General features: G+C 68.6%; 19 protein-coding genes. 9 read left to right on the plus strand and 10 right to left on the minus strand.

The window, feature by feature from the left end:
- Window positions 1-108: 108 nt before the first annotated feature.
- The 8 genes from OG568_RS10315 to OG568_RS10350 all read right to left on the minus strand — a co-directional run bounded on the left by OG568_RS10315 (window position 109) and on the right by OG568_RS10350 (window position 12,304).
- Window positions 109-693 carry a hypothetical protein gene (locus tag OG568_RS10315; RefSeq protein WP_329531214.1) on the minus strand — a complete coding sequence of 195 codons (585 nt, stop codon included), beginning with the start codon at window positions 691-693 and terminating at the stop codon, window positions 109-111.
- Window positions 694-855: 162 nt separating this feature from the next.
- The gene (locus tag OG568_RS10320; protein WP_329531215.1) at window positions 856-3,882 is read right to left on the minus strand and encodes a glycoside hydrolase family 2 TIM barrel-domain containing protein; all 3,027 of its coding nucleotides are present in this window, start codon (window positions 3,880-3,882) and stop codon (window positions 856-858) included.
- 24 nt (window positions 3,883-3,906) lie between these two features.
- The gene (locus OG568_RS10325) at window positions 3,907-6,636 is read right to left on the minus strand and encodes a glycosyl hydrolase-related protein (RefSeq protein ID WP_329531216.1); all 2,730 of its coding nucleotides are present in this window, start codon (window positions 6,634-6,636) and stop codon (window positions 3,907-3,909) included.
- Between the two features lie 35 nt (window positions 6,637-6,671).
- Window positions 6,672-7,478, minus strand: a complete 807-nt coding sequence (locus OG568_RS10330; RefSeq protein WP_443077858.1) for a carbohydrate ABC transporter permease — start codon at window positions 7,476-7,478, stop codon at window positions 6,672-6,674.
- A 47-nt stretch (window positions 7,479-7,525) separates the two neighbouring features.
- Window positions 7,526-8,482: a carbohydrate ABC transporter permease gene (locus OG568_RS10335; protein WP_266588251.1), complete on the minus strand. Its 957-nt coding sequence runs from the start codon at window positions 8,480-8,482 to the stop codon at window positions 7,526-7,528.
- Between the two features lie 7 nt (window positions 8,483-8,489).
- A complete protein-coding gene (locus OG568_RS10340) occupies window positions 8,490-9,824 on the minus strand; it encodes an ABC transporter substrate-binding protein (protein WP_329531218.1) in 1,335 nt (444 codons plus the stop codon).
- A gap of 301 nt (window positions 9,825-10,125) precedes the next feature.
- On the minus strand, window positions 10,126-11,130 hold the full coding sequence (locus tag OG568_RS10345; protein WP_329531219.1) for a LacI family DNA-binding transcriptional regulator: 1,005 nt from the start codon (window positions 11,128-11,130) through the stop codon (window positions 10,126-10,128).
- A gap of 301 nt (window positions 11,131-11,431) precedes the next feature.
- On the minus strand, window positions 11,432-12,304 hold the full coding sequence (locus OG568_RS10350) for a helix-turn-helix transcriptional regulator (RefSeq protein ID WP_329531220.1): 873 nt from the start codon (window positions 12,302-12,304) through the stop codon (window positions 11,432-11,434).
- A gap of 253 nt (window positions 12,305-12,557) precedes the next feature.
- Here OG568_RS10350 and OG568_RS10355 point away from each other — a divergent pair, with 253 nt between their 5' ends.
- The 3 genes from OG568_RS10355 (at window position 12,558) to OG568_RS10365 (ending at window position 15,772) form a co-directional block, all read left to right on the plus strand.
- Window positions 12,558-13,433 carry a helix-turn-helix domain-containing protein gene (locus OG568_RS10355; RefSeq protein ID WP_329531221.1) on the plus strand — a complete coding sequence of 292 codons (876 nt, stop codon included), beginning with the start codon at window positions 12,558-12,560 and terminating at the stop codon, window positions 13,431-13,433.
- 587 nt (window positions 13,434-14,020) lie between these two features.
- Window positions 14,021-14,860, plus strand: coding sequence for an SDR family NAD(P)-dependent oxidoreductase (locus tag OG568_RS10360; protein WP_329531222.1), 840 nt, complete (start codon window positions 14,021-14,023; stop codon window positions 14,858-14,860).
- A gap of 129 nt (window positions 14,861-14,989) precedes the next feature.
- Window positions 14,990-15,772, plus strand: a complete 783-nt coding sequence (locus OG568_RS10365) for an SDR family oxidoreductase (RefSeq protein ID WP_329531223.1) — start codon at window positions 14,990-14,992, stop codon at window positions 15,770-15,772.
- 110 nt (window positions 15,773-15,882) lie between these two features.
- Here OG568_RS10365 and OG568_RS10370 read toward each other — a convergent pair whose 3' ends face one another.
- The gene (locus OG568_RS10370; protein ID WP_329536321.1) at window positions 15,883-16,725 is read right to left on the minus strand and encodes a GntR family transcriptional regulator; all 843 of its coding nucleotides are present in this window, start codon (window positions 16,723-16,725) and stop codon (window positions 15,883-15,885) included.
- Window positions 16,726-16,987: 262 nt separating this feature from the next.
- Between OG568_RS10370 and OG568_RS10375 the strand changes: the two genes are divergently transcribed.
- From OG568_RS10375 to OG568_RS10400, 6 genes are all read left to right on the plus strand, one after another.
- Window positions 16,988-18,256 carry an extracellular solute-binding protein gene (locus tag OG568_RS10375; RefSeq protein WP_329531224.1) on the plus strand — a complete coding sequence of 423 codons (1,269 nt, stop codon included), beginning with the start codon at window positions 16,988-16,990 and terminating at the stop codon, window positions 18,254-18,256.
- 29 nt (window positions 18,257-18,285) lie between these two features.
- The gene (locus OG568_RS10380; RefSeq protein ID WP_329531225.1) at window positions 18,286-19,275 is read left to right on the plus strand and encodes a carbohydrate ABC transporter permease; all 990 of its coding nucleotides are present in this window, start codon (window positions 18,286-18,288) and stop codon (window positions 19,273-19,275) included.
- Window positions 19,272-20,111, plus strand: coding sequence for a carbohydrate ABC transporter permease (locus tag OG568_RS10385; RefSeq protein WP_329531226.1), 840 nt, complete (start codon window positions 19,272-19,274; stop codon window positions 20,109-20,111). Before OG568_RS10380 ends, OG568_RS10385 begins: the two co-directional genes overlap by 4 nt.
- Before the next feature lie 43 nt (window positions 20,112-20,154).
- Window positions 20,155-21,687: a beta-N-acetylhexosaminidase gene (locus OG568_RS10390; protein WP_329531227.1), complete on the plus strand. Its 1,533-nt coding sequence runs from the start codon at window positions 20,155-20,157 to the stop codon at window positions 21,685-21,687.
- A gap of 47 nt (window positions 21,688-21,734) precedes the next feature.
- Window positions 21,735-23,162: a cellulose binding domain-containing protein gene (locus OG568_RS10395; RefSeq protein WP_329531228.1), complete on the plus strand. Its 1,428-nt coding sequence runs from the start codon at window positions 21,735-21,737 to the stop codon at window positions 23,160-23,162.
- Window positions 23,163-23,337: 175 nt separating this feature from the next.
- Window positions 23,338-23,673 (plus strand): hypothetical protein, encoded by a 336-nt coding sequence (locus OG568_RS10400; protein ID WP_329531229.1) that lies wholly within the window; start codon window positions 23,338-23,340, stop codon window positions 23,671-23,673.
- Window positions 23,674-23,728: 55 nt separating this feature from the next.
- On the opposite strand, the gene OG568_RS10405 is transcribed toward OG568_RS10400, so the two are convergent.
- Entirely contained in the window at window positions 23,729-26,551 is a 2,823-nt protein-coding gene (locus OG568_RS10405; RefSeq protein WP_329531230.1) for an alpha-L-rhamnosidase-related protein, read from the minus strand.
- Window positions 26,552-26,659: the final 108 nt, after the last annotated feature.

Consider the following 26,659-nt stretch of genomic DNA (forward strand, 5'->3'; position numbering starts at 1 on the left):
TGAGGCGAACGGTGACGGACGGATCATCAGCCAGTCGTCGCGAAGGGCTCCGACAACCCGCACAACGCCCGCGAACGGTCCGGGGTTGACGAGGAAGCGGCGCTCGCGTCAGTCCGCCACCTGCACCACCGCCGTCGCCCCCGCCCGCACCGTCGGCGTCGCGTACGTGTACGTCACGCCGCCGACCGTCTTGGTGCGCACGCGCTGCGGGACACCGTTGACCTTGATCTTCTTGTGGACCCCGGGGAAGCGGGCCTCCCACTGGTAGGCACCACCGCGAGCGTTGTTCGTCAGCGTGGTCCTCGTCGCGCCGTCGTGCCGCACGGTGATCGTGCCCGTGCCGACGGGTACGTCCGCGGCCTGGAGCCACTTCATGCCGGACGGCAGCCGCGACTGCGTGGTCACCCGGTGGTCCGCCGCGTCCGGCGCGATACCCATCAGGCCCTCGACGGTCTGGCTGACCAGGGTGAACGACACCTCGGGGTAGTCACCGTCGGGGCCCTGGCTGGAGTTGACGTGCTGGAGCTCGCGCTCTCCGTAGATCTTCTTCATCCACTGCCAGGCGGTGTCGGCGCGGTTGTTCTTGAAGAACATGTCGGGCAGGTACGTCGTCGACTCGATGTTGGGCGACCCTTCCGGCCCCAGCTCCTGCGCCTCGATGTAGTCGAGATAGGCGTCGACGGGCCGGACCACCCGCCGTACACCTCCCCGCTGTTCGTCCTCCACGGCAGTTCAGGCATCCGAATCGCGCGCAACCACTACGACAAGGGCCTGAACACCGCCGTGGTCTCGGACTAGGGCCTGTCCGGACAGGTCCTCAGACCTGTCCGGCCGCTCAACGGCAAAGACGCGGCCCTAGCCCGCCGCTATACGAAGCCTGATCGTGCGGGATTCAGGGCGAAGCGCGAACTCGGGCCACACATCCGGCCCACAGGACCGTGAGCCGAGCCCGTGCTGGGCCGCGTCGACGATCAGGTGACTCGTCGTCGAATCCGGAAGCTCGAAGGGGTGGCCGGCTCGCGCGATCTGCTGTGGGGTGTGGCGGCTGAGCGTGAAGCCGGGGCGCCGTCCGCGGATGTCCGGGAATGCCACGAGGCGCAGCACCTCGGTGCCGGCACTCGTCAGCGCCAGTTGTCGCAGCTGGGAGCGGTGCCCCGTCTCCTGGGGGCGCGCGTAGTCGACGGAGAGGTCGCGGACGGTGGAGGAGAAACGGCCGGTGCGGGCCGCGCGGAGACTGTCGGGGTAGGACTCGAGCGGGCCGAGGCCGAACCACTCGGCGCCATCGACGGGAGCCGCGCCATCGGGCAGATCGAAACGAATCCCGATCCGCGGCCACACCGTGAGCCAACCGCGCGAGGGCTCGATCTCCACACGCAGTTCGATCTGGTCGCCCTCGATCGACCAGATCGACTCCACCATCACCGACACGGCGGAGTTCGCCGCGGAGACCTTGTCGATCGTGCGCAGGGCCTCCGCGGTGCGCTCCACGGACACTCGCCGCGCGGTCAGCCGGTCGAGACCGTCGCGACGCCACAGTTCGGCGTTGGACACCCCGGCGATGCCTGCGTCGCTCTCCGCGACTTCCTCGGACGCGGCTTCGTCGTTGTCGGTCGGGGCACGAAACAGTTCCAACCGCGGGCCCGCCACGGCGCGGCCGGCGAGGCGCGCGAGGGACCCGTCGACGAACTCGGCGATGCCGAGCGTCAGCGTTCCGTCGCTCTGCCGCCAGTCGGTTCGGAGTCGGACAGCAGGCGCGGGACGACGTGTCGAACGGTCCAGCTGGGCGGTCGCGATCACATGCCCCTCGCGCGCCCAAGGGGTCCCGGCAGCCAATACGGCATCCACGGTGAGCCATGTCTCCGAGTCCCGCGACACCGGGACCCGTGGCAGCGGCACTCGCTCCGACGCGCCCGCCGCGACGACGGGGACCTCCAGGTCTCCGGAATCCGCGAGCGTCCCGTCGTGCTCGACGCGCCAGCAAAAGCGCAGGTCGGAGGTGTCGGCCGAGTGCCGCAGGTTGGTGATCGCGAGTTCGTCACCGTCGAAGGTGAAACGGACCGGCTGCGCGACCGCCTTGTACTCGTGGAGGCTGGGAGTCGGGACGTCGTCGCTCAACAGCATTCCGTCCATCACGAAATTTCCGTCGTGCACGACCTCCCCGAAGTCACCACCGTACGCGTAGTAGGGCGTACCGTCCGGGGTCGTCGTCAGGATGCCGTGATCGCGCCATTCCCAGACGAAGCCGCCGTGCAGCCGCGGATGTTCGTGCACGAGCGCCTCGTACTGGTCGAGCGCTCCCGGCCCGTTGCCCATCGCGTGGGCGTACTCGCAGAGCAGGAACGGCTTGGTGCGCTGCCGGGCGCCCTGCGCGGGAGTGCAGTTCAGCAGCGGCGAGCGTGAGCCGTCGGTTCCGATCTGCTCGGTCTCGAGCACCGACGAGTACATGCGCGAGTAGATGTCGGTGTATTCGCCGGCGTGGTCGCCTTCGTAGTGCACAGGTCGTCCGGCGTCGCGGGCGTGGACCCACGCCGACATCGCGGCGAGGTTGCCGCCGGTTCCCGCTTCGTTGCCGAGCGACCAGATCACGACACTGGGATGGTTCTTGTCTCGTTCGACGGTGCGCTGGATGCGGTCGAGGTACGCCGCACGCCACGTCGGGTCGTCGCTCGGATTGCCGACCCAGTCGATCTTGTCGAAGCCGTGTGTCTCGAGGTCGCATTCGAGGATGACCCAGAATCCGAGTTCGTCGGCAAGGTCGAGCAGCCGCGGATGGGGTGGGTAGTGGCTGGTGCGGATCGCGTTCACGTTGAACCGCTTCATGCGGGCCAGGTCCTCGCGGGCGTGCTCCTCGTCGAAGACGCGGCCGCGCTCGGGGTGGGTCTCGTGGCGATTCATCCCGTGGAACACGACACGACTGCCGTTGACCAGGAACTGGTCGCCGCGGATCTCGACCGTGCGGAAACCCACCCGTACGGCGATGCTCTCGGCGGCCGTCGACACGGTGGCGTCGTACAGGCGCGGCTGCTCGGCCGACCAGGGCTCCACGCCGTCGACGTCGAGCGGGGCCACGTCGGCCGCTGTCGCCCAGACCCGCTCGATGCCGAGTTCAGGCAGGCGAAGGGTGACCGGGAATGCCGCCGCGTCGGCGGTGACCTCCGGCTCGATCCGTCCATGGCCATGGTCGAACCCGGTGCGCAGCCAGACGTCCTCGATGCCTCCGGCCGGCCGTGCGATCACGGTGACATCGCGGAAGATGCCTGGCAGCCACCACTGGTCCTGGTCTTCGAGATAGCTGGCCGCCGACCACTGGTGCACTCGCACAGCGATGACGTTGTCGCCCGGGCGTACGGACGAGGTCACGTCGAATTCGTGGGCGAGCCGGCTGCCACTGGCGCTGCCGATCTCGTCGCCGTTCACCCACAGCCTGAAGAGCGACTCGACCCCGTCGAACCGCAGCACGACGCGGTCGGCCTCCGACCAGTCGGCGGGCATGTCGAAGTGGCGGCGATAGTCGCCGGTGGGGTTCTCGTCCGGGACATGGGGTGGGTCGATCGGGAACGGGAACTGCACGTTCGTGTAGATCGGCCGGCCGTGGGCTCCGTCGTCCTGGAGCACCCAGTGGGAGGGCACGGGGATGGTGGCCCAGCCGCTGTCGTCGAAGCCTTCGGCCGCGAAATCCTCTGCCGTGAACGCCGTTTGCGACAGACGGAAACTCCAAAGCCCGTTCAGCGAGAGAGAAGGGGCGTCGGAGTGCAGCCACGAGCGCGCAGCGCGCAGCGCGCCACGCCACGGTGTGGGGTCCGAGACATACGCGGAAGATGGGGAGGGCACGAGGTCACAACTCTTTCTTGCTGACAAAGGGGATCCGAAAGCCGGCCGCATGCGCCGACGCGAGCGATCGGCGCTCTACCGGACCACGAACGTTCGGATCTCCCACGGGCCGAGGGCGAGTTCGAGTCCGTCCGTGACTGGCACCGTGGAGAGCGGTCGGCCGAGCAGGTCGACCGTGGTGGCTTCTGTGAACGCGCCCGTCACGCGGGCGGTCGATCCCGTGTCGCTCATCGCGGCCAACCGCACTTCGGTGCCGGCACCGCGATCGGCGTCGGAGACGCGGCGGATGCTCGAGACGAGGATGTCCGCACCCTCGACCTGTACGCCGGTCGTGTCGGGGGGCAGTTGACCCGCGGCGGACGCGGTCCCGCGGGTGACCAGTACGTCGTTGCGGAAGTCTTCGGCGAGAGCGACCGCGTGCGCACCCTGCCAGCCGGTCGCCGCGGGCACGACGGCGAAGCGGTTCTCGATGCGTACACCGAGATCCTGCGCGCCCGGTGTGGGGATCTCGCTCGCCGCGGGCTCGTCGCGGAGTGGATGGATGTTGACGCTGATCGAGCCGATCGCGCGCAGCAGAGTGAGGGCGAGTTCGGAGCCGTCGCCGACGAGTTCGTACTCGGTGGCGTGGTCGAGCAGGACGTTGGCGGCGCCGGCCGACACGAACGAACTCGCGGGGAAGGTCGGGATCGGGTATTCGCCCCAGCCGCCCTCGGCGGTGAGCCCACGCTCGGTGACGGCGAACTGCCCGGCGGACGCGGACACGGCGGCCGGCTCGGGCAGCGGCACGTGAAAGCGCAGTCGGTGGTCGGCGGACTGGTTCAGGAAAGACGTGGAGATACGCACGATCGGCTCGCCTGCGCGTACCTCCACGAGTGTCTCCACCGGGGTCGGCACGGTCCGGCCGCTGCGCAGGTCGCGCTCGGAGGAGAGCGCGGTGGGCCATTCGTAGACGCGGGTGACACGCGTCCTCGAACGCAGCGGGCCGTTCTCGAGGAGTTCGACGGCGACCTCCGTCGGCTCCGACACGAGCACGTCCCGCGCCGGCGGCGCGTAGTTGTAACTGTCGCCGCGGTCACCACCGTCGACGAGTCGGCCGACTCCGTGCAGTTCGGTGCCGTCGGCTCCGGTCACGTCCAGGGTGCCGTCGGCGGCGATCGCGACCTCGACGAGTCCGTTGGACAGCGCGCGGGCCGTCGCCGTCGCCGGTGCGAACGCCGTCGACGGCGCGGCGGGGCGGTCGCTCGGTTCGACCCGGAAACTCGCAAGCCCGGAGCCTGGGACGTCCACGGCCACCAGCGCGGTCGCGCGGGCTTCCTCCAGCGTCAGCACCCTCCACTCACCGGGATGCGCGGCGGCCGCGGCAGCGACCTCTCGGCGCAGGATCAGCAGGTCGAACGGTCCGTCGGCCGGCACCTCGGCGAGGTGGAAGACCAGCGATCCGGGGGTGAGTTCGTAGTGGTCGATCAGACGGCCGAAGAGCTCGCGCCGGTGGATGCGGCGCAGCACACGTTCGAGCTGCGAGGCGTCCATGCGCTCGTCGCTGAGCACGGTCGGGGCCGTGGAGATCAGCTGCACGGCATGCACCGAGCCGTCGGCGGCGGTCGCGACCAGAGCGGTTCCCTCGGGCGGGGCCGCCACATCCACCTCGACCAGTGCCGTGCGCGGGAACGGCAGCGGGTTGGCGACCAGGTAGCCGTCGCTCGGCACCAGGGCGGCGGGCTCGGCGAGGGCCGCGTCCCGAACCGCCCGCGCGGTGTGCGCGGCTTCGGCGAGACGCGCTTCGACCTGATCGCAGGTCTCGTCGGTGCCGGAGCCGACGACCGAGTCGTGCGCGGAAGACTCGATGATCTTGTGCCACGCGAGTGAGAGGAACGGCGAGTCGTCGCGCCGGGACCACAGCGCGTTCATGCGCTCGGCGTGGTCGATGGTGCGCTCGGCGACGGCCATCCGCTGCTTGAGCGCGAGCCGCACGGAGAGCACGCCCGGGAGGATGTTGCCGCGCACGTGGCTGCGCAGCTCGCCGGTGACGACGGCGGAGACCTCGTCGCGCACGTGCTCGCGGATGTACTCGTCGAGCGTCGCGATGGTGATGGCGCGCTCGTCGCTGGAGGCGCGCCGCAGCCAGGTCGCGAGGTGCGGGTCGGGTGCGTTGTGGTCGGTGCCGGCCATCGCGAGCACCGGGTCCTCACCCCACCGCTCGGCCGTCATCTCCGCGTACTCGCCGAGCGCGCGCCCGATCTGGTCGGGTACCAGCAGGACGTCGAGGCCGTTGTCGTAGCCGTCGAAGAGGAACTCGGTGCGCACTTCGGAGCCGTCGGGAGCGCGCCAGCGGAAGGCGTGACCGTCGACAGAGCCGGGAACACCGCGCCACAGCGCCGCATGCTCGATTCCGGCGCGCGCCAGGATCTGTGGCATCTGCGCGACGTGGCCGAACATGTCCGGCAGGTAGCCGATGGGCATCGAGCCGCCGAGGTCCGCCGCGGCCGCCCATCCCATCTGCAGGTTGCGCACGATGGTCTCGCCGGAGCAGAGGAACTCGTCGAGCAGGATGAGCCAGGGGCCGATGGCGAGTTGGCCGCCTGCGACCAGGGCCACGACTCGATCGCGGTTCTCCGGTCGCATCTCCAGGTAGTCCTCGATCGCGGCCATCTGCCCGTCGACGGTGAACCGGAAGTCCGGGTTCGCCTCGGCCGTCTCCAGCACGGTGTCGAGAGCGGCGACAAGGCGGTGCCGGAACACCTGGAAAGGCTCGTACCATTCCCGGTCCCAATGGAAATGGGGTACGAAGACGGCGGAGTTCTGCATCGGGAGAGCGACCTTCTGTCGGCGGGGGAACGGAGTCACTTGAGGGAGCCGGAGGCGAGCCCGGTGCGCCAGAACCGCTGGAGGAGGATGAACACGATGATCACGGGCACGATCGAGACCAGCGAGCCGGTGATGACGGATTCCTGAAGGAGCGGGGCGCGGGCGGTCTGACCGTTCCACTCGTAGAGGCCGAGCGTGATCGGGAAGAGCGACTCCTTCTGCAGCATCACCATCGGCAGGAAGAAGTTGTTCCAGATGGCGACGAACTGGAAGAGGAAGATGGTCACCAGCGACGGCGTCATCAGCCTGAACGCCACCGAGAAGAACGTGCGGAACTCGCCGGCGCCGTCCAGGCGCGCCGACTCGAGGATCTCCTGGGGGACGGCGGCGGAGGCGAAGATGCGGGCGAGGTAGACGCCGAACGGGCTGACGATGCTGGGGAGGAACACCGCGAGGTAGGTGTTGACGATCCCGGTCGCCGAGAACAGAAGGAACAGCGGGAGCGCGAGCGCGGTGGTGGGAACGAGGACGCCGCCGAGGATGACGGAGAACAGGAACTCGCGGCCCCGGAAAGGGAACTTGGCGAGCGCGTAGCCGCACAGCGCGGAGATCAGGGTTCCGACGGCCGCGCCCAGCACGGCGTAGATCACGCTGTTCAGAGCCCACCGCCCGAAGATGCCGTCGCTGCGGCTGAACAGGGTGCCGAGGTTGTCGAACAGGTTGAAGTGCGAGACCGCCAGACCGTTGGTGGAGGCGAGGTCGCCCTGCGGTTTCGTCGCCGCGACGATCAGGAAGTAGATCGGCAGCAGGAAGTAGATCGCCAGGAGGAGCATCAGAGCCATGGCGGCCGTGCGGCTGACGCGGCTTTCGCGGATCAGGGGCTGGTTGCTCACAGTCCGGCCCTCTTCGTGGTCAGTCGCATGAACCCGAAGCTCAAGACGAAGGTGATGACGGCGATGACCACGGAGATCGCCGCTGCCTGCTGGTAGTTGTTTCCGGAGGCCACCGCGTACGCGAGCATGTTCGGTGTGTACGTGCTCGAGATGTTCGAGGAGATCTGGCGCAGCACGGCCGGCTCGGCGTAGAGCTGCAGCGTGCCGATGATCGAGAACACCGTCGTGAGGATGATCGACGGGGCGATGATCGGGACCTTGATCTGCCACGCGATGGTCCAGTTGCTCGCACCGTCGAGCTTGGCGGCTTCGTAGAGTTCCTGCGGGATCGACTGCAGTGCCGAGAACATGATCAGCATGTTGTAGCCGGTCCAGAGCCAGGTGGAGACGTTCGCCGCCGACCACAGCACGGCGCCCGGGCCGAGGAAGTCGGGCTGGAGGCCGATGCTTTTCAGCAGGTCGACGAGAGGGCTGAGCTGCGGCGAGTAGAGGTACGACCACATGATCGCGGCGATGACGCCGGGCACCGCATACGGCATGAACGCCGCGACGCGGAAGAACGACTTGGCCTTCAGCAGGGACGTGTCGAGCAGCAGCGCCATGATCAGCGCGACGAAGAGCATGACCGGCACCTGCACGATGCCGAACAGTGCGATGCGCCCGATGCTGTTCCAGAACTCGTTGTTCTGGAACACCTGCACGTACTGTTCGAAACCCCCGAAGGTCGTGTACGACGTGCCGTACTGGCCGCCGGTGCGGCGCACGACGAGGAAGCTCTGCCAGATCGCGTAGCCGACCGGCACCAGGTAGAACAGCACGAACGGCAGGAAGAACGGGATCAGGAACGCGACGATGGTGCCCGCCCGGGGGCCGCCGCCGTGGCGTCGACGGCGGCCTCCCGTCGCCGGCGCCACGCGGGTCGCGCGGGTTGCTCGGGTTGCGATGTCGGTCATGCTGCGGTCACTTGCCCGCTACAGCCGGGATCGCCTGTTCCTTCATCGACTTCAGTGCGGCCGCCTGGGCGGCGGAGAGCGCGTCGGTGAGCGTGCCGCTGCCGGCTGCCGCCTTGGCCATCGCGTCCTGCAGCGCCAGGTTCACCGTCTTCTGGGTGGGCCCCCAGGAGAAACTGGTGTCGATGTTCTTGGACGAGTCGGCGAAGACGTCGAAGATCTTCTCGTTGTTGTAGTAGGGGACGCCCTGCGAGAGTGCGGGAAGCTCCGAACCGGCGGTGGCTGCCGGGTAGAGGCCGCCCAGCTTGTTCTCCAGCGCGAGGGCTTCCGGGTCGGTGTTCAGCCAGGAGTTGAACTTGACCGACTCGTACAGGTGCGTGTTGCCCTTCATGAACGCGACGGTGGATCCGCCCCAGTCGCCGGAGGCGGCGTTCGAGCCCCATGTCGGCATCGGGACGATCGTCCACTTGCCTGCCTGCTTGGGCAGGTTGTCGCGGAACATGCTGTAACCCCAGGCGGCGCCGACGTAGCTGGCGATCTGGTTCTTCTGGTACGCGGCGTACATCTGGGTCGAACCGTTGGCGAGGTCGGTGCGGACGAGCTTGGCGGTGATCAGCTTCTGCCAGTACTCGGCGACCTGCTTGCTCTGGTCGGATGCGACGGTGACGTGCCACTTGTCGCCGGAGTAGCCGTACATCTCGGCGTTGTTCTGCCAGAGGAGTCCGTTGAACCACTCGGCGTTGTTCGGGTCGAAGAACGTCATGCTGAGGTTGGCGTCCGCGTCGTGCAACTTCTGCGCGTCCGCCGCGTACTCGTCCCAGGTCGTCGGGATCTTGAGGCCGTGCTGCTTGAAGGTGTCGCTGCGCACATAGAGGGCCATCGGGCCGGTGTCCTGCGGGAAGGCGAACACGCCGGTGCCGGCGAAGCTGGTCTGCGACCAGGTCCACGGCGCGAACTTCGACTTGGCCGCGGTGGCCGCGGAGCAGGCCGAGGCGTCCACGAAGGCGTTCTGGGTGCGCAGGTTGGGGAGCTCGTCGTAACCGACCTGAGCGAGGGCCGGCGCCTTGCCCGCCTTGAGGGCGTTGCCGAGGGTGCCGTACTGGTCGTTGGAGATGTTCTTCGTCGTCACCTGGATGTTCGGGTTCTTCTTGTTCCACAGGGCGACGACCTGATCCATACCCGGAACGGTGTTCCAGTACTGGAGGGTGACTTTGCCCTTCGCCGGTGCGCAGGAGGCTGCGGATGCCTTCCCCGACGGAGCGGGCGAGGAGCACCCGGCGAGTACGGCGACGCCGGCTGCCGCGGCGATGACGGCGAGGCGGATGCGCGTGACTGTGTGGCTCATATCTTCCTTGCCAGAGAACGTCCAGCGACGTCGCTGGACGGGTCGACGTTGACACCTCAGGCGGGACGCCTTCTGGTCGGAATGGACAGGACGCAGCGGTGTCGGTGCAAGCACCGAGCGCCGCGGCAGGGGTTGGCCCACCTTGCGAACCTGTTCCCGTGAGCGTTCCCGTGAGCGCTCCCGTGAACGTTCACGGGAGCGCTCACGGGAGTGCTCATGGGGGCATTGCGAATTGTTCGGAAGTGTGCGCTCCGGTGCGGTCGAGTGTCAAGACTTTCGGGTCTCGCACGAGTCCGGCAGGTTACGCGGACCCGCCCGATCGCAGCTTGGCGCGGACGACGAGGTCATCGGGCCCGAGCGGGTTCGCCCCGGTCAGCAGCCGTGCGACCTGGTCGATGGCGAGCGCGCCGAGCTTTCGCGTGTCGAGGGCGACGCTGGTGAGCGGGGGCTCGACGAGCGTGCCGAACTGCAGGCCGTCGAAGCCGATCACGGCGAGATCCCGCGGGACGCTCCTGCCGAGCCGGCGCGCCTCGCGCAGGACGCCGATCGCGATGATGTCGTTGAAGGTGAAGACCGCGGTGACATCGGGATGGGCGGCGAGCAAGGTCTTGAGCGCCGCTCCCCCGCCGTCGGCCGACTGGCCCGCGCCGACCACCATGCCGGCGTCGATCCCGCACGCCGCCGCGGCCGTCGTGAACCACTCGCGCCGGATGCTCGGCTCGGCACGGCGGTCGTGGTCGAGCATGCCGATGCGTTCGTGGCCCGCGGCGACCAGGTGCGCGACCGCGGCGTGGACGCCTTCCTCGCCGTCGATCCGGATCGAGCTGAACCGCGCGCTGTGGTGCTCGCGGCCGATGAGCACCACCGGGAGGCCACGGGTGAACAGCTCGAGTTCGTCCTCGGAGCAGCTGAAGTAGCCGACGACCGCGTCGACTTGCGAGGCGATCACCTGCAGCGTGCCGAGTTCCTCCTCGGGCCTGTCCGCGGTGTCGTATACGACGACATGCCAGCCGAGGGCCCTGGCCGCCTCCAGCGCGGACGCGGCGACCTCGGTGAAGAACGGGTTGAGCAGGTCCGGGATCACCAGCCCGATGGTGGTGGTGTCCTGCCGGACCAGACCGCGGGCGAACCGGCTCGGCCGATAGCCGAGCTCGCGGGCCGCGTCGAGCACACGCTGCTTGGTGGAGCCGTCGATCTCGTCCTTGTCGTTGAGCGCCCGCGACACGGTCTGCCGAGACACCCCGGCGGACCTGGCGACGTCATTGATCGTGATCTTCCGGGGTTCCGTCCCCGACGACGACACCATCGCGCACCTCCCGCTGCTCGCGGGTGCCGATGCGCCCGCAGGGCCTGAGTATGCCCGTGCCGGGCGCGGCGGCGCGATCTTTGGCGCCCCGCGGGCGTGACCTCCGCTCCGCGCCGGCCGCCGTGACGCGAGAACCCCAGGTATTTGTTGACTCGCCAACAACCGATGCCGTCTTGTGTACCGCGGGTCGGTTCGCGCTCGCCTGCAGGAGGGCAGATAGGCCCGCCATGAAAGCCGCGCCGGTCCCTGGGTGTGGCAGGACCAGCCGCCACACCCAGGGATCACACGCCCACGTTCGCCGCTACCGCTCCTTACCGGCGAGGTCGGCCACGGGCGCAGCCGCGTGGGCCTGCTTCGGCTCGGTGGCCATGGCCCTCAGCGTCTCGAAGGCGGCCGCCGTCGGGCTGGCCGGTTCGGCCTGATAGACCACCAGCTGCTGATGCGGTGCCCCATTGACCGTGAAAGCCGCGAACTTGATGTGCAAATCCCCGACCAGGGGGTGCTTGAGATGCTTGCCTTCCTGGGATTTGCTCTTGACCTCGTGCATCTGCCAAATCTCGGCGAAATCCTCGCTCTGGGCAGACAGTTCCGCCACGACCTCGGCGATGCGCGCCGATTCGGGATCGTGGCCGTAGGCGGCCCTGATTTCGGCGACACAGGAGTGCGCGGCTCGCTCCCATTCCTGGTAGAACTCGCGTCCTGCCGGGTCGACGAACACCATGCGGGCGAGGTTGTCGAACTGGTCGAACCCGCTGTGGAGAGCCGTGGCGAGGGAGTTGCCCGCCATGATGTCGAGGGCCGGGCCGATGACGAAGGCCGGAGTGTGCTCCCATCCGTCCATCAGCTGCAACAACTGTTGACTCACGTCCGCCACGCCCCAGTCGCGCGGGCGCTGCGAGGCGGTGAGGCAGAGGCGGTTGAGATGGTCGATGGCCTCCGGATCCAGTTTCAGCGCTTGCGCCACGGCCTCGAGCACCTGCGGGGAGGGACTGTTCTCGCGCCCTTGTTCCAGTCTGACGTAGTAGTCGGAACTGACTCCGGCGAGCAGCGCGACTTCCTCTCTGCGCAGTCCCGGCACCCGACGCCGCCCATGTTCGGGCAGACCGACGTCGTGCGGCTTCAAGGTCTCTCGACGGGCTCTGAGGAAATCACCCAAAGGTGTCCCATTGCTCATGCGGCAAGACTAGATGCTTTCCGGCCTATGAGAAGCGCGGGTTTCATAATATGGCACCAAGTGGCACTCCTTTCACTCAGAGTAATTCACCCTCTTGATCGCTGGGACTTTCCGGGCCCCCGGAGTCTTCTCGCCGGCCGTCAGGCCTCCGCGCCACCCGCACAGCCGCACAGCCGCACAGCCGCAATCCTGGGTGTAATGCACCCACCGTCGGCGGAACTTTGCCGGGCGTTTTCCGCCTAGCCTCGACAGCATGTACAACGACACCCGCCCTGACCCGGTTGAAGGGCTGGGTCAGTTCCTCCGCTCGCGCAGGGCATGCCTCAGCCCCGCGGACGCGGGACTGCCCAGCTCCGGCCGGCGAAGAGTGCCCGGCTTGCGGCGCGACGAGGTCGCGACGCTCGCAGGTGTCAGCCCGAGCTACTACAGCCGACTCGAGCAGGGCCGTGAACTCAGTCCCTCCCTCCGGGTGTTGGAGGCCCTGGCCCGGGTGCTGCGACTCGGGGACGAGGACAAGCGGGAACTCTTCCGGCTCGCCCGGCCGACAACCCGCCGCACGAAGTCGCCCTTCCGGGTCGAGCGGGTCCGCCCGCACCTGCGGCAACTGATCGACGGCTGGACCAGGACGCCGGCCTTCGTCGTCGGCCAGGCCCAGGACCTGCTGGCCACCAACGCCTTGGCCGACGCCCTCTACCGCGACTTCGCCCGGCACGACAACGTGCTGCGCATGCTCTTCCTGGACCCCGCTGCGAAGACCTTCTACAGGAACGCGGAGCAGGCCAGGCATCGTGCGGTCGCCGACCTCCAGCAGACCGCCGCGAGCACCCCCGAGGATCCCCGCGTCCTGGAGCTCGTCGGGGAACTGTCGGTGCGCAGCGGCGAGTTCCGCTCCCTGTGGGCCCGCGAGTACACCCGGGTCCCGCCCTACGACGTCAAGCAGGTGTACCACTCCGTCGTGGGCGACCTGGAGCTGCGGTATGAGGCCCTCGACATCCGCAGTGCTCCAGGACAGCAGCTCGTCGTCCTGCAGGCCGAGCCGGACTCCCCCTCCGCCGACCGACTGTCCCTGCTGGGCTCCCTCAACGCGCCTGAAGTTCCTCACCAGCAGAATCCCGCACGCGGCGCCTGAGCCGTGCTGCTACCGCCGCGCATTCCTGTAGGCGGTATCCGCAATTCGGTCCGAGAAATCACCGAAGAGATGCACCTCGCCGTGTTTCAGTGAATCATAAATCGGCTTCCGCACGTTTTCCGCATGTACTGATGCGGCAGTGATGCGGCAGCCTAGATCGCCTCCCTGCCCTTTTCCGTGAGGCGTAGCATGGAGCCGTCGGCACATCATCGACACAGGCCTTGCGCGCGACGAGTCCTCGATTCTCCATGCGGCCGATCCGGTGGGACGGTCGACTGCGTTCCCAGCCGACCCCGGCTCCGAGTTCCCTCCCCCGCAGCACGCCGTCGACGGACTCCGGCAAGGGCGCCGGGAGGGCGTGGCGCGCCGCCGTAAGGCCCGCGTCCTGGTGCGACTGCCGGTCCAGGGCCTGTGGGGCCCGTCGCGTCGTCGTTGACATGTCGCTGGTTTCCTGGGGTCGTCTCGCCTTCCTGGGTGTGGGACTCCCAGGAAAAGCGCGGCCTTCATAGCACCGCAGCCGACGGGCACACTCGAATACGTCAACAGGAAATCCCCGGCAGGGGGAAGCGACGAAAGAGGTTTTTCCCATGGCTACGTGGTTTGTCACCGGCGCCTCCCGCGGAATCGGTGCCGAAATTGCCCGCGCCGCTCTGGCAGGCGGTAACAATGTCGTGGTCGCCGTACGAAACCCGGAACGCGTGCCGGCCGATCTGAAGAACTCCGACAAGGTCTTCGGCGTCCCCCTGGACGTCACGGACAACGACAGCATCCCGCAGGCGGTCGAGGCGGCCGTGGACCGGTTCGGCGGCATCGACGTCCTGGTGAACAACGCCGGCCGCGGCCTGCTGGGCGCGCTGGAGGAGATCACCGACGCGGAGGCCCGGTCGCTGTTCGACCTGAATGTCTTCGGCCTGATCAACGTCACCCGCGCCATCCTGCCCGTCATGCGCAAGCAGGGTTCCGGCAGGCTCGTGCACATCGGTTCACGGTCGGGTTTCGAGGGTGAGCCCGGTGTCAGCCTGTACTGCGCGTCGAAGTTCGCGGTCGCCGGCATCAGCGAAGCGCTGTCCGCCGAGATGGCGCCGTTCGGGATCCAGTCGATGGTGGTCGAGCCGGGAGTCTTCCGCACCGACTTCCTCGACGCCAGTTCTCTGTCGGTCGCCGCGAACCGTATCGCCGACTACGACGACACCCCCGCCCACGTGACGCTGGACTGGATCGACCGGGCCAACCACGCCCAGCTCGGCGACCCCGTCAAGGGCGCCGGCCTCATCGTCGAGGTCGCTTCCACCGAGAAGCTGCCCACGCATCTCTACCTCGGACGCGACACCCTCGAGCGTCTCGACGTCAAGTACCAGCAGGTGCAGGACGACCTCGCCCCCTGGCGCGAGAAGTCCGCCGCCACCGCCCACGAAGACGCGGCCTGACCACCGCCGGGCGTCATCGCAGTCGGGCGCTTGCAGCACTCCCAGGGAGTCCGGCCGGGGACCGCACCGATCCGGCTCTCCCCGCCTTCCGAACCTTCTGATCAAACTGATCAAAGAGATTGAGGTCTCGTGATGTCCGCTGCTCTCCTCACCGGAACCCCCTTGGCCGGCCGTGTCGCTGTCGTCTCCGGCGCCTCCAGCGGCATAGGTGCCGTCACCGCCGAACGACTCGCCGAACTCGGCGCCACCGTGGTCGTACTCGCCCGGCGCAAGGACAAACTGGAGAACGTCGTCAAGAGCATCGAGGCCTCCGGCGGAACCGCCCTCGCCCTGGCCATCGACGTCACCGACCGCACCGCCGTCCAGACCGCCGCCGACCAGGTAGCCGAACGCTTCGGCAAGGCCGACCTCGTGTTCAACAACGCCGGCGTCCAGCTCATCTCCGGCATCGAGGAACTCAAGGTCGACGACTGGCAGCGCCAGATCGACCTCAACATCAGCGGCCTGATGAACGTCATCGCCGCCTTCCTCCCCCACCTGACCGACTCCGCCGCCCACGGCAAGCCCGCCGACCTGATCAACACCTCCTCCATCGCGGCCACCCGCATCCTCGCGAAGTTCTCCATCTACTCCGGCACCAAGGCCTACATCAGCCACCTCACCAGGCTCCTCCGCGTCGAACTCGGCCCCAAGATGGTCCGCGTCGCCACCATCGAACCCGGCATGGTCGACACCGAACTGCCCGACCACGTCACCGACCCCGACGCCTCCAAGCTGATGGCCGACCTCATCCACGACATCGACTGCCTCCAGAGCGCCGACATCGCCGAAACCATCGCCTTCATGGCCGCCGTCCCCCGCCACGTCAACCTCACCGAGATCACCATCATGCCCACCGCCCAGGCCATCTGAAGTCCCTCCCGTCATGGCGGGGGAGGAACAGCACTCGGCTGTTCCTCCCCCGCCCTGCGCATGGGTCGACATGACAACATCCATGATGTTTTGTTGATTGATCGACGAAATCAGGGGGCCGACTGGATGTCCCCCCGCGTGGAGGACGCGATGGTGTCGCGGTGGGCGAAGTCGCCCGGGGGGATGCCGGGGTGGTGTCCGAGCCGGGCCGTCGGCGGCACCGCGGCCGAGGGGCCGAGGGTGAGCCGGGAGACGATGCGGTAGCGGTCGCCGCGGTAGATCGAGTGGACGTATTCGACGGGCTGCCCCGTGGTGTCCGAGGTGAGCCGCTCGAAGAGCAGCGCCGGGGACAGCTCGGGCACGTCGAGCAGCTCGGCCTCCGCCCGGGTGACGACGGTCGGCTCGATCGCCTGTACGGCCTCCTGGACATGCACGCCGTGCTGTTCGCGCAGGTGCTCGTACAGGTCGCCGGTTTCCAGTTCCCGGGCGGACAGGGTGGGGACCAGATCGGCCCTGATGTGCAGATGCTCGATGGCCATCGGGGCACCGTCGACCAGACGCAGCCGTGCCACGTACACGATCTCGACGGCGGGCGAGATGCGCAGCTTGCGGCCCACGCGCGCGCCCGCCGGGATGGTGGTGAACTCCAGCAGGCGACTCGACCAGGCCCCGGAGGCCTGAGGCACCGTCATGGCCTGCTGACCCGAGACGAGTTCCTGGGTGATCTTCTCGGGTGCCACGAACATGCCGCGACCGTGTTCCCGTACCAGAAGACCCGCGGCGACGAGCTCGTCGACCGCCGCGCGCAGGGTCGGGCGGGACACGCCCAGGCGGGCGCACAGCGAACGCTCGGAGGGGATCGCGTCCCCCGGGCGGCGTGACTCGACGAGGTCGAGGATGAAGTCGCGAACTCGCTCCCGTTTGAGTACCGCACCTGGTTCGTCGGCCTTCATGGTGCCCTCCCTCATGCGCTGAATATCCAGTTAACCAGTTGACCAGTGGTCACCCGCCACCGCCCCCTTGACCAAGCAAATGTAACTGCCACCGAGCGGTGATCGTCCAGGTCTCGACTGGCCCACGTCCCAAAACCCTTTGAAGTAGAGGGGGTTGACGGCCTCGATTGGTCTATGCCACCTTCGTCCCCACATCAAGAGGTGAGCTGTCCAGTGGACTTCACTGGTCAGGTGGTCAGGTCATGTCCTCCAGAGGTGAACCGTGAAGCTCCGCTTGTTTGCCGGTGTGTCCGTGCTCGTGATGACGGCCGGGCTGAGTGCCTGCAGTAGCTCCTCCGATGCCTCCGACGACAGCTCCGGCAAAAGCACCACCATCGACGTCTGGCTGATGCGCGACAGTGTCTCGGACCGGTTCCAGAAGGACTTCGTCAAGGGCTTCGAGACCGCTCACCCGGACATCAAGGTCAAGGTGCAGATCCAGGAGTGGGACGGGATCGGTGAGAGGGTCACGGCGGCCCTCGCCAGCAACGACGCGCCGGACGTCATCGAGACCGGCAACACCCAGGTCGCCCAGTTCGCGCAGAGCGGGGGCCTGCTCGACCTCAGCGACAAGGTCGGCGAACTCGGGGGAAAGAACTGGCTCAAGGGCCTCGCCGAGCCGGGCGTCTACGAGGGCAAGCAGTACGGCATTCCGTACTACGCCGCCAACCGCGTCGTGATCTACCGGACCGACCTCTTCAAGAAGGCGGGCGTCGACGCGACCGCCATCAAGACCCGCGACCAGTGGATCGCCGCCACCAAGAAGCTCAACACCGGTGGCACACAGGGCATCTATCTGCCTGGCCAGAGCTGGTACGCCCTCGCGGGCTTCGTCTGGGACGAGGGCGGCGACCTCGCCACCGAGTCCGGCGGCAAGTGGAAGGGCACGCTGGACACCCCCGAGGCGATCCGCGGCATGGAGTTCTACGAGAAGCTCCAGGCCCTCGGCAAGGGCCCCAAGGACTCAGACGAGGCCAACCCCCCGCAGGCGGACGTCATGGCCAAGGGCAAGGTCGCCCAGATCATCTGGACACCCGGCGGTGCCAACGCGGTCATCGAGAGCAACCCCGCGCTGAAGGGCAAGCTCGGCTTCTTCCCGATCCCGGGAAAGACCGCCGCCACACCCGGCGCGGTCTTCACCGGCGGCTCCGACCTCGTCATCCCCACGGCTTCCACCAAGCAGGACGCGGCCTACACCTTCGTCAAGGAACTCACCGGCGACACCTGGCAGAAGAAGCTCGCCGTTGCCATGAGCTATGTCCCGAACAAAACCACCCTGGCCGGCGCGGTCGCCTCCGACCCGGGCGCCGCGGCCATGGCGGTCGGCGCCGCCCAGGGCCACGCCACACCCAACACCCCCGGCTGGGCCGCCGTAGAGGCCAAGAACCCGATCAAGGACTACATGACGGCCGTTCTCACCGGAGGCGACATCCAGAAGAAGGCCGCCACCGCGTCCGACGCCATCACCACGGCGATGAACTCCGGCTCCTGAACCGTCCACGCACCGGAAGGAGGAGCGTCGTGCCGGCCGTCCGAGAGCAGACCGCCCCCCGCCCCCCGCTCGGCACCGGGCCACCCCGGCGCTCCACCGGACCGGGACCGCGCCGCCCGTCGAAGTCCACCCAGCGTGGGGTCTGGCCGTACGTCCTGATCGCGCCCGCCGTCCTCGGCACGCTCTACCTGCTCGTCTATCCCCTGGTCCGCGCCGTGGTGATATCGCTGCAGGACTTCGGCCTGCGCCAACTCATCCTGGGTGGCGCGCGTTTCGTCGGATTCGAGAACTACCGGACGCTGCTGGGCGACGGCCGCTTCTGGGAGGTCGTGCGCCGCACCTTCCTCTTCATGACGATCGACGTCGTGCTCATCATGGCGCTGTCCACGCTGGTCGCGCTCATGATCGAGCGGCTCGGCCGGTTCGGGCGGACCGCGGTCCTCAGCGCGCTCGTGCTGTCCTGGGCGATGCCCGTCATCTCGGCGGCCACCGTCTTCCAGTGGCTGTTCCACTCGGAGTTCGGCATCGTCAACGCGGTCCTGACACGCCTGGGGTTCGAGTCGTTCGACCGCTACCCCTGGTTCGCGCACGGTCCGGCCGCCTTCGCCATCGTGGTCACCCTCGTCGTGTGGCAGTCCGTGCCCTTCGCGGCGATCACCTTGTACTCGGCCCTCACCACCGTCCCCACCGAGCTGTACGAGTCGGCGCGGCTCGACGGAGCGTCAGGGCCGCGGATATTCCGCTCCATCACCTTCCCGATGGTCCGGCCGATCTTCATGCTCGTGTTCTCGCTCGAAGTGATCTGGACCTTCAAGGCGTTCGTCCAGATCTGGGTGATGACCAACGGCGGGCCCGGCGACGCGACCACGATCCTGCCCGTGTACGCGGTGCAGACCGCCCTGTCGAGCCAGCGCTACGACCTCGGATCGGCGGCCTCCATGGTCACCGTCGTACTGATGTCGGGCGTGCTCGTCTTCTACTTCCGCCAGATGTTCCGCCAGGAGGACGAGCTCGCATGAGCACGACCCGGCCCCGCATCCGCCGCATACCCCTGAACGCCGCCGCCGTCGTCACGGTCGCGGTCTGTCTGTTCCCCGTCTACTGGATGGTCGCCACCGCGTTCACACCGACCCGCGACATCCAGTCCGACAGCCCCCGGTTCTTCCCGAAGACCTGGACACTCGACCACTTCCGCACCGCCGTCGGCGCCGCCGGTTTCGGCCTGTTCTGGCGCAACAGCATCCTCGTCACGCTGAGCGCCGTCCTGCTCGCCCTCGTCATCGCGCTCGGCGCCGCCTATGCGGTCGCCCGGATGAAGTGGAAGGGGCGCCGACAGTTCATGCTCATGGTCTTCATCGCCCAGATGGCGCCCTGGGAGTCACTGATCATCCCGGTCTACATCATCTCCCGGGACACCGACATGCTCGACCGGCTGCCGACCCTGACCCTCGTCTACTTCATGATGACGCTGCCCTTCACCATCATCGTCCTGCGCGGCTTCATCGGCACGATCCCCCCGGAGCTGGAGGAGTCCGCCCAGGTAGACGGCTGCACCCGGCTCGGCGCGTTCCGCCGCGTGGCGTTCCCCCTGCTGGCACCGGGCCTGATGGCCACCTCGCTGTTCGGCTACATCACCGCCTGGAACGAGTTCACGTACGCCAACTTCCTGATCATCAAGCACCAGGACAACCGCACCCTGCCCGTGTGGCTGTCCTCGTTCCAGAACGTCTTCGGCACCGACTGGGGCGCCACCATGGCCGCCTCGACCCTCTTCGCCGCCCCGGCACTCGTGGTGTTCCTGCTGCTCCAGCGCCATGTCACCGCCGGCTTCGCGGCCGGCGCGGTCAAGGGCTGATCTCACACCCCACCCCCACGCGACCCCGTTCCGGAGACGAACCATGCCCGCACATCGATCTGTGCTCACCCTCGTCCCCCTCCCCACAAAGGCCGCGCTCCGGTCGGGACACTTCACGCTCGACGCCGACACCGCGCTGCACGTCGGCACGGGCGCCGAACCTGCCGCGGAGCTGCTGCGCACCCTGCTCGCCCCCGCCACCGGACTGTCCCTGCGGCCGTCCCCTGACGGTCGGTTCACGCTGGCCCTCGACTCCGGCCTCGGCGACCTGGGCGAAGAGGGGTACGTACTCGCCGTCGAACCGCACGCCGTGCTGCTGCGCGCCGCGCACCCCACCGGCCTGCTGCGCGGAATCCAGACGGTCCGTCAGCTCCTGCCCCCTCAGGCCCTGTCGGACATCCCGCAACGCGGTACGCGGTGGCTGCTGCCGTGCGCCGACATCACCGACATCCCCCGTCACCCCTGGCGCGGCGCGATGCTGGATGTGGCACGCCACTTCCAGCCCGTCTCCTACCTGCGCAGATACGTAGACCTGCTGGCCCTGCACAAGATCAGCGTGTTCCATCTGCATCTCACCGACGACCAGGGCTGGCGCATGCCGGTCGCCGCCCTGCCCAAGCTCACCGAGATCGGCGGCCACCGCGCCGAGTCCCAGAAGGGCCCGGCCGGCAGCGACACCTACGACGGCATCCCGCACGGCGGGTCGTACACACGGGCCGAACTCGCCGGCCTGGTCCGGTACGCGGCCGCTCGCGGTGTCACCGTCATGCCCGAGATCGAGATGCCCGGACATGTACGCGCGGCTCTCGCCGCCTACCCCGCACTGGGCAACCACCCGGAGCGCACGCTCGACGTCTGGACGCGCTGGGGCGTGTGCGACACCGTCCTCGGTGTCCACGACGAGGCCCTCGACTTCTGCCGCACCGTCCTCGACGAGGTCATGGACGTCTTCCCCTCGCCGTACATCCACGTCGGCGGCGAGGAGTGCCCCACCACCGAGTGGACGCGCAGTGTCGCCGCACGCGAACGAGCGGTGGCGCAGGGGCTGCCGAACCCCGAGGCCCTGCACGGCTGGTTCCTCGGACGGATCGGCGACTTCCTCGTCCGTCACGGACGCCGCCCGGTCGGCTGGGCCGAGACCGGCGCCGAACTTCCCCTGGACTTCACCGTGATGACCTGGCGCGACCCGTCCCACACCCTGACGGCGGCCCGCCGCGGCCACGCCGTCGTCAGCGCGTACCACCGGGCCACCTACCTGGACTACGCCCAGTCCGCCGATCCGCACGAGCCGCCGGCCCAGCCCGGAGCCGTCGTCGATCTGCGCGCCGTCCATGCCCACGCCCCCGTTCCCGAGGACGCCGACGCCCAGGCGGCGGGGCGGGTGCTCGGCACGCAGGCCCAGCTGTGGACCGAGTTCGTCACGACGCCCGCCCACCTCGAATACCTCACCTACCCGCGGCTGTGCGCCCTCGCCGACCGCGGCTGGAGCGGCGCGAGCGACTGGGCCGACTTCCGCTCCCGCCTCGACGAGCACACGGCCCGGCTCGACGCGCTCGGCGTCCCGCGCCACCCCTGACCCGTCCCGTTCCGGGAATCACCCCACCTTTCTGGAAAGGAACAACGATGAGATTCGCCAAGAACAGGCTGCGCGCCACCGCGTCCGCCGCCGTCGCGGTGGCCATGGGCGCCGCCGCGCTCACCGCACTCCCGGCCACCGCGAGCGCGGCCGGTGACGGGCTGAGCGTCCAGTACCGTACGAGCGCCACCGGAGCCGGCGCCGACCAGGCCGAGCCCTGGTTCAAGGTGAAGAACACCGGCACCACGACCGTGCAACTGGCGAACGTCAAGATCCGCTACTACTTCAAGGCCGACTCGGCGAGCGCGACGTATCGCTTCGCCTGTTCCTGGGCCGTCAAGGGCTGCGCCAACGTCACGGGCACCTTCGGTACGCTCGCCAACCCCACGGCCACGGCGGACCGTTACCTGGAGATCGGCTTCACCTCCGGTGCCGGTTCGCTCACCCCGGGCGCCGACACCGGTGACATGCAGCTGCGCTTCTACCAGTCGACGTGGCAGTCGCTGAACCAGAGCGACGACTACTCCTTCGGCGCCTCCCGGACCTCGTACGGAGACTGGTCCAAGGTCACGGCGCAGCTGGCCGGCACCACCCTGTGGGGCCAGGCCCCCGCGGGCAACGACCCGACGAACCCGCCCACCGACCCGCCGACCGACCCTCCGGCCACCGGCGCCACGCTGTTCGACGACTTCAACTACAGCGCCTACAACGACCCGAAGGTCTCGGCGCACGGCTGGAGCGTGCGCTCCACCTCCGGCGGCCCCGGCGTGCCCGGCGCCACCTGGGCGCCCGACAAGGTCACCTTCGCCACCACGAGCGGCAACTCCATCATGAACCTGGAGACCTCGACCGCCGGCACCGGAGAGAGCACCAAGCAGACCGAGATCGTCACCAACTCGCGGAAGTTCAAGAACGGCACCTACGCGGCCCGGGTCAAGTTCAACGACGCGCCCAAGTCCGGCCCGGACGGCGACCACCTCGTCCAGACGTTCTTCACCATCAACGACCTCACGGCACCGATGGCGGACGACTACTCCGAGTACGACTTCGAGTACCTGCCCAACGGCGGCTGGGGCGAGCCCTCCAACATCCTCTACACGACGTCCTGGGAGACCTACCAGGCCGACCCGTGGGTGGCGGTCAACCAGCACACCGAAGGCCGGCAGAGCTACAACGGCTGGCACGACCTGGTGCTGACCATCGACAACAGCAGCATCAAGTACTACATCGACGGACAGCTCTTCGGCACCCATGACTCCGCGTATCTGCCGGAGCGGCCGATGTCGATCAACTTCAACCAGTGGCTGATCGACCTCGCGGGCCAGACCAGCACCACCGCGCGAGCGTACGACGAGCAGGTCGACTACGTCCTGCACGTCAAGGACCAGGTCCTCACCCCGGCACAGGTCGCCGCGAAGGTGGCCGCGTACCGCGGCGCGGGCACCACGTTCGAGGACACCGTCCCCAGCGGCTGATCCCCTCGCCCGATGACGGGGGCGAGGGCGACCGCGCACGTCGGCGCGCAGACACGCACCGGGTGCGCGGCCGCCCCGCCGACCGGAGCCTGGACCGACTTCGACGAGAGGCCGAGCCTCTGAATCTCCTCAAGTCGCTTGGTGCGCGCCGAACATGATCGTCAGGCTGGTCCGCATGACAGGAATCACGGGACTGAGCAAGAAGAACAACTTCGTGCTGGCCGTCCGGGACGCGGACTTCGTCGCAGCGGCCCTGCGCCAGGCACTGGCCGGGGCCTCGCCCCAGGAGCGACCCGGCCTGGAACGCGCCGTCGCGCTGGTGGAGTCCACCGCCGCCGCCACCGAGACCCAGCTGCGTGCCCGCTGGGTCCGCTCCCGGCTGGCCGCCGTCGGCTTCACGGGGGACATCACCTCGGTCGCGGCGGTGAAGGCGCTGCGCCAGGCGGAACCGAGGCTGAGCCTGTTGGCGGCGGTACAACTGCAGAAGGAGGCGGTGGCGCATCCGGAGTGATCCGGCAGCCCCCGGACACGCGGGGAGGCGGAGGCTGCCGGAGGCGTCGCGCCGCTCAGGACGTGAGGTAGCAGGACTTGCTCACGCCGGGCAGCGGATCGGTGCCGAACGCCGCCGTCGTGCAGCCGGTGCCGCCGGTGAACGCCTTGTAGAGGAAGCGGCCCCGGGCACCGTAGGCGACGGTCTGCTGTCCGCTGAAGGAGCAGGTGCCGCCTTCGGCGGAGCAGGTGGTGGCGTAGCCGACCGGGGCGCCGGTCGCGGTGTAGCAGGCCTTCGACTCGCCGGGGATCGGGTCGCCGAACGTGGCGTCGGTGCACGGGGTGTCGCCGGTGGCGGTGGCCGTGGTGAACGCCCCGAAGGCGCCGTACATCACCGGCTGTCCCGCCGCGGCCGCGCACGTACCGTTCTGGGACGCGCACTTGGTCCAGCCGCCGGCCGGGGCTCCGTCGGGCGGCAGGTAGCAGGACTTGGCGACGCCGTCGATGGGATCGCCGAAGTGGGCGTTGGTGCAGGCGACGGAGCCGTTGGTGACCTGGTGGACGAAGTTGCCGTTGGCGCCGTAGGCGACGTCGCGGTTGTAGCCGGGTACGGCGCAGGTGCCGTTCTCGGCCGCGCAGGCGGTGTATCCGGGCGGGCCGCCCGCGTCGGCGACGTAGCAGGACTTGACGAGATTGGACGCCGGGTCGCCGCCGAAGGAGTCGTTGGTGCAGGCGGTGCTGCCGGTCACCGTCTTGTACGTGTACGTCCCGGCGCCGTAGGCCACCGAGCGGGTGCCGCTGAAGGAGCAGGTGCCGCCCTCCCCCGCGCACCGGGTGAAGCCCGGTCGCAGGGCGCCGGTTCCGGGGTCGGCGGGTGGCGCCGGATTGCCCAGTCCGGTGGCGGTCACGGTGTAGCTGCCCGGGGCGACGCCGGTGAGGTACACGTAGGTGTCGTCCTGGTTCGCGCCGGTGATGCCGGAGGTGGGCGTGAAGGTTCCGTTCCGCCATACGACGGTGCCGTTCACGGAGACCGAGATGTCGCCGCCGCCGAACTTCGGGACGCCGATGCGGCCGGTGGTGCCGGACGGGCTGGTCAGGTGCGCCGAGTAGGTGCCGGCGGCGGGGTCGCGCGACCAGGACGCGTTGATGGCGCCCTGGGGCATGGTGATGCGGCCCTCGGCGCTGGTCAGGTCGCCGGGGTGCGGGACGAAGCGGTACGCGCCGGTCGACGACTCCGGTGCGGTGCCCAGCACGTCGAAGGTGAGTGTGGAGGTGGGCGCGGTGGACCAGCCATGGGCCAGGCTCATGAACGAGCCGCCGTAGGCGAGGCCGCCGTCGGCCTTGACGCCCTCCCAGAAGGTGCTCTTGGTGCCGATGTCGCTGGTCAGCATGTGGCCCCAGGTACGGCGGATCTGGTCCAGGGCGGTGTAGTCGTCATTGGCGGTGAAGCGGGCGTTCAGCTCCATGCCGCCGGCGAAGGGGGAGACGTTGCCGCCCCACTCGGGGGTGGTGGGGCCGTAGATGCCCCAGTTCTTCCCGAGTCCCGCGACGATGCTCTTCGACTTGGCCGTGGAGTCGGTCAACCCGTACCAGACGGCAAGGGAGTTGCCGTCCTGCGGGTACAGACCGCTGGTGGGGTTGTCCTTGTACATGCCCTTCGAGGCGTCCCACAGCAGGGAGTTGGCGGCGGTCTTGATGGCGGCCGCCCTGCTGTTCCAGCTCGCGGCGAGCGCACTGTCGCCCTCGACCGTGGCCAGGGTGGCGCCGCCCTTGAGCGCGCCGTACAGCAGCGCGTTGGCGGAGATGTTCTCGCCGCCCTGGCCGACCCGGGCCCAGTCCTGGGTGCGGGTCACATTGAGGAGGTTGTTGCCGTCGATCTTGTTGGTGATGAAGGCCATCCCGCGCTTGTAGTTGGCCCATTCGGAGTCCAGCCACGTCCGGTCGGCCGAGTACGTGTAGTACGTGGACGTGCCCAGCAGCGTCCAGGTGTGGTAGGTGTCCGAGCCGGTGAGGTTGAACGGCGGGCCCGACCAGGGGATTTCTCCCGCAGCCGACTGCGCGTTGTACATCGTGGTGAGCGCGTTGCGGGTCGAGGCGAGGTCGCCCGAGTACGCGTACTGCGTGGGTACGGCGATGCCCAGGTCGCCGGGCCACACCGTACGGTCGCGCTTGGCCCCGTCGACCAGGACGGAGTCACCCACGCCCACGGTGGCGCCGTTGTCCCACGCCGAGCTGGGCGGGGGCCAGGCGCGGCCCTGGTTGGAGGCGATCGTGTTGAGCTGCACGGTGTACGCCCCGGCGTACCAGATGCTGTTGAGCAGGTCGTCGCTGGAGGAGAAGTAGTTGGCGTAGTCGGCCGGGTTGGCCTTGCCCGGTGCCGCGGTGAAGTTGAGGCTGACGCCGTTGAGGTCCACCCAGCCCGAGCTGTCCAGGAAGACGGTCAAGTAGCGGAAACCGCCCCGCAGTTGAGCGGTGGGCACCGTGTAGGTGCCGTTGGCGGAGGCCGTGGCGTAGAGGGCGCCGTCCTCGCCGTCGCGGCCGCTGCTGCGGTCGCTGTTGTTGCCCACGTACAGGGACGACTCGCTGAAGGCCAGGCCGACCCGTTGGCCGCTGCTGCTGGTACTGCCGAAGGACAACGTTGTCACGCCACCGACTTCTTTCCCGAAGTCAAGGGTGATGGCCGACTGCGAGCCGGAGATCCGCGTCGACTGCCCACTGAGGACATTCTGCGGGTTCGCGACGCTGCCGGACGTGCGGTAGACGGCGGTCGGCTTGAGCGTGCGGGAGGTCGGCGAGTAGTTCAGGGCGTCAAGTGCCGCCCTGGGTGCGGGCGTCGCGGTCACCGGCGCCGCCACGGCGGACAGCGCGGGGGTCACGGCCAGCGCGGCGGCCACCACCATGGTGAGCCCGACTAGGCGCCCTGGTCTGGGCTTTCGGTTCAGCGATGGCCGACGACGGCGCATGAGTACCTCCCGGATCGGTGGGGAACCAGCTGCCCGACTCGACGA

The organism is Streptomyces sp. NBC_01450, assembly GCF_036227505.1.
GTDB lineage: Bacteria > Actinomycetota > Actinomycetes > Streptomycetales > Streptomycetaceae > Streptomyces.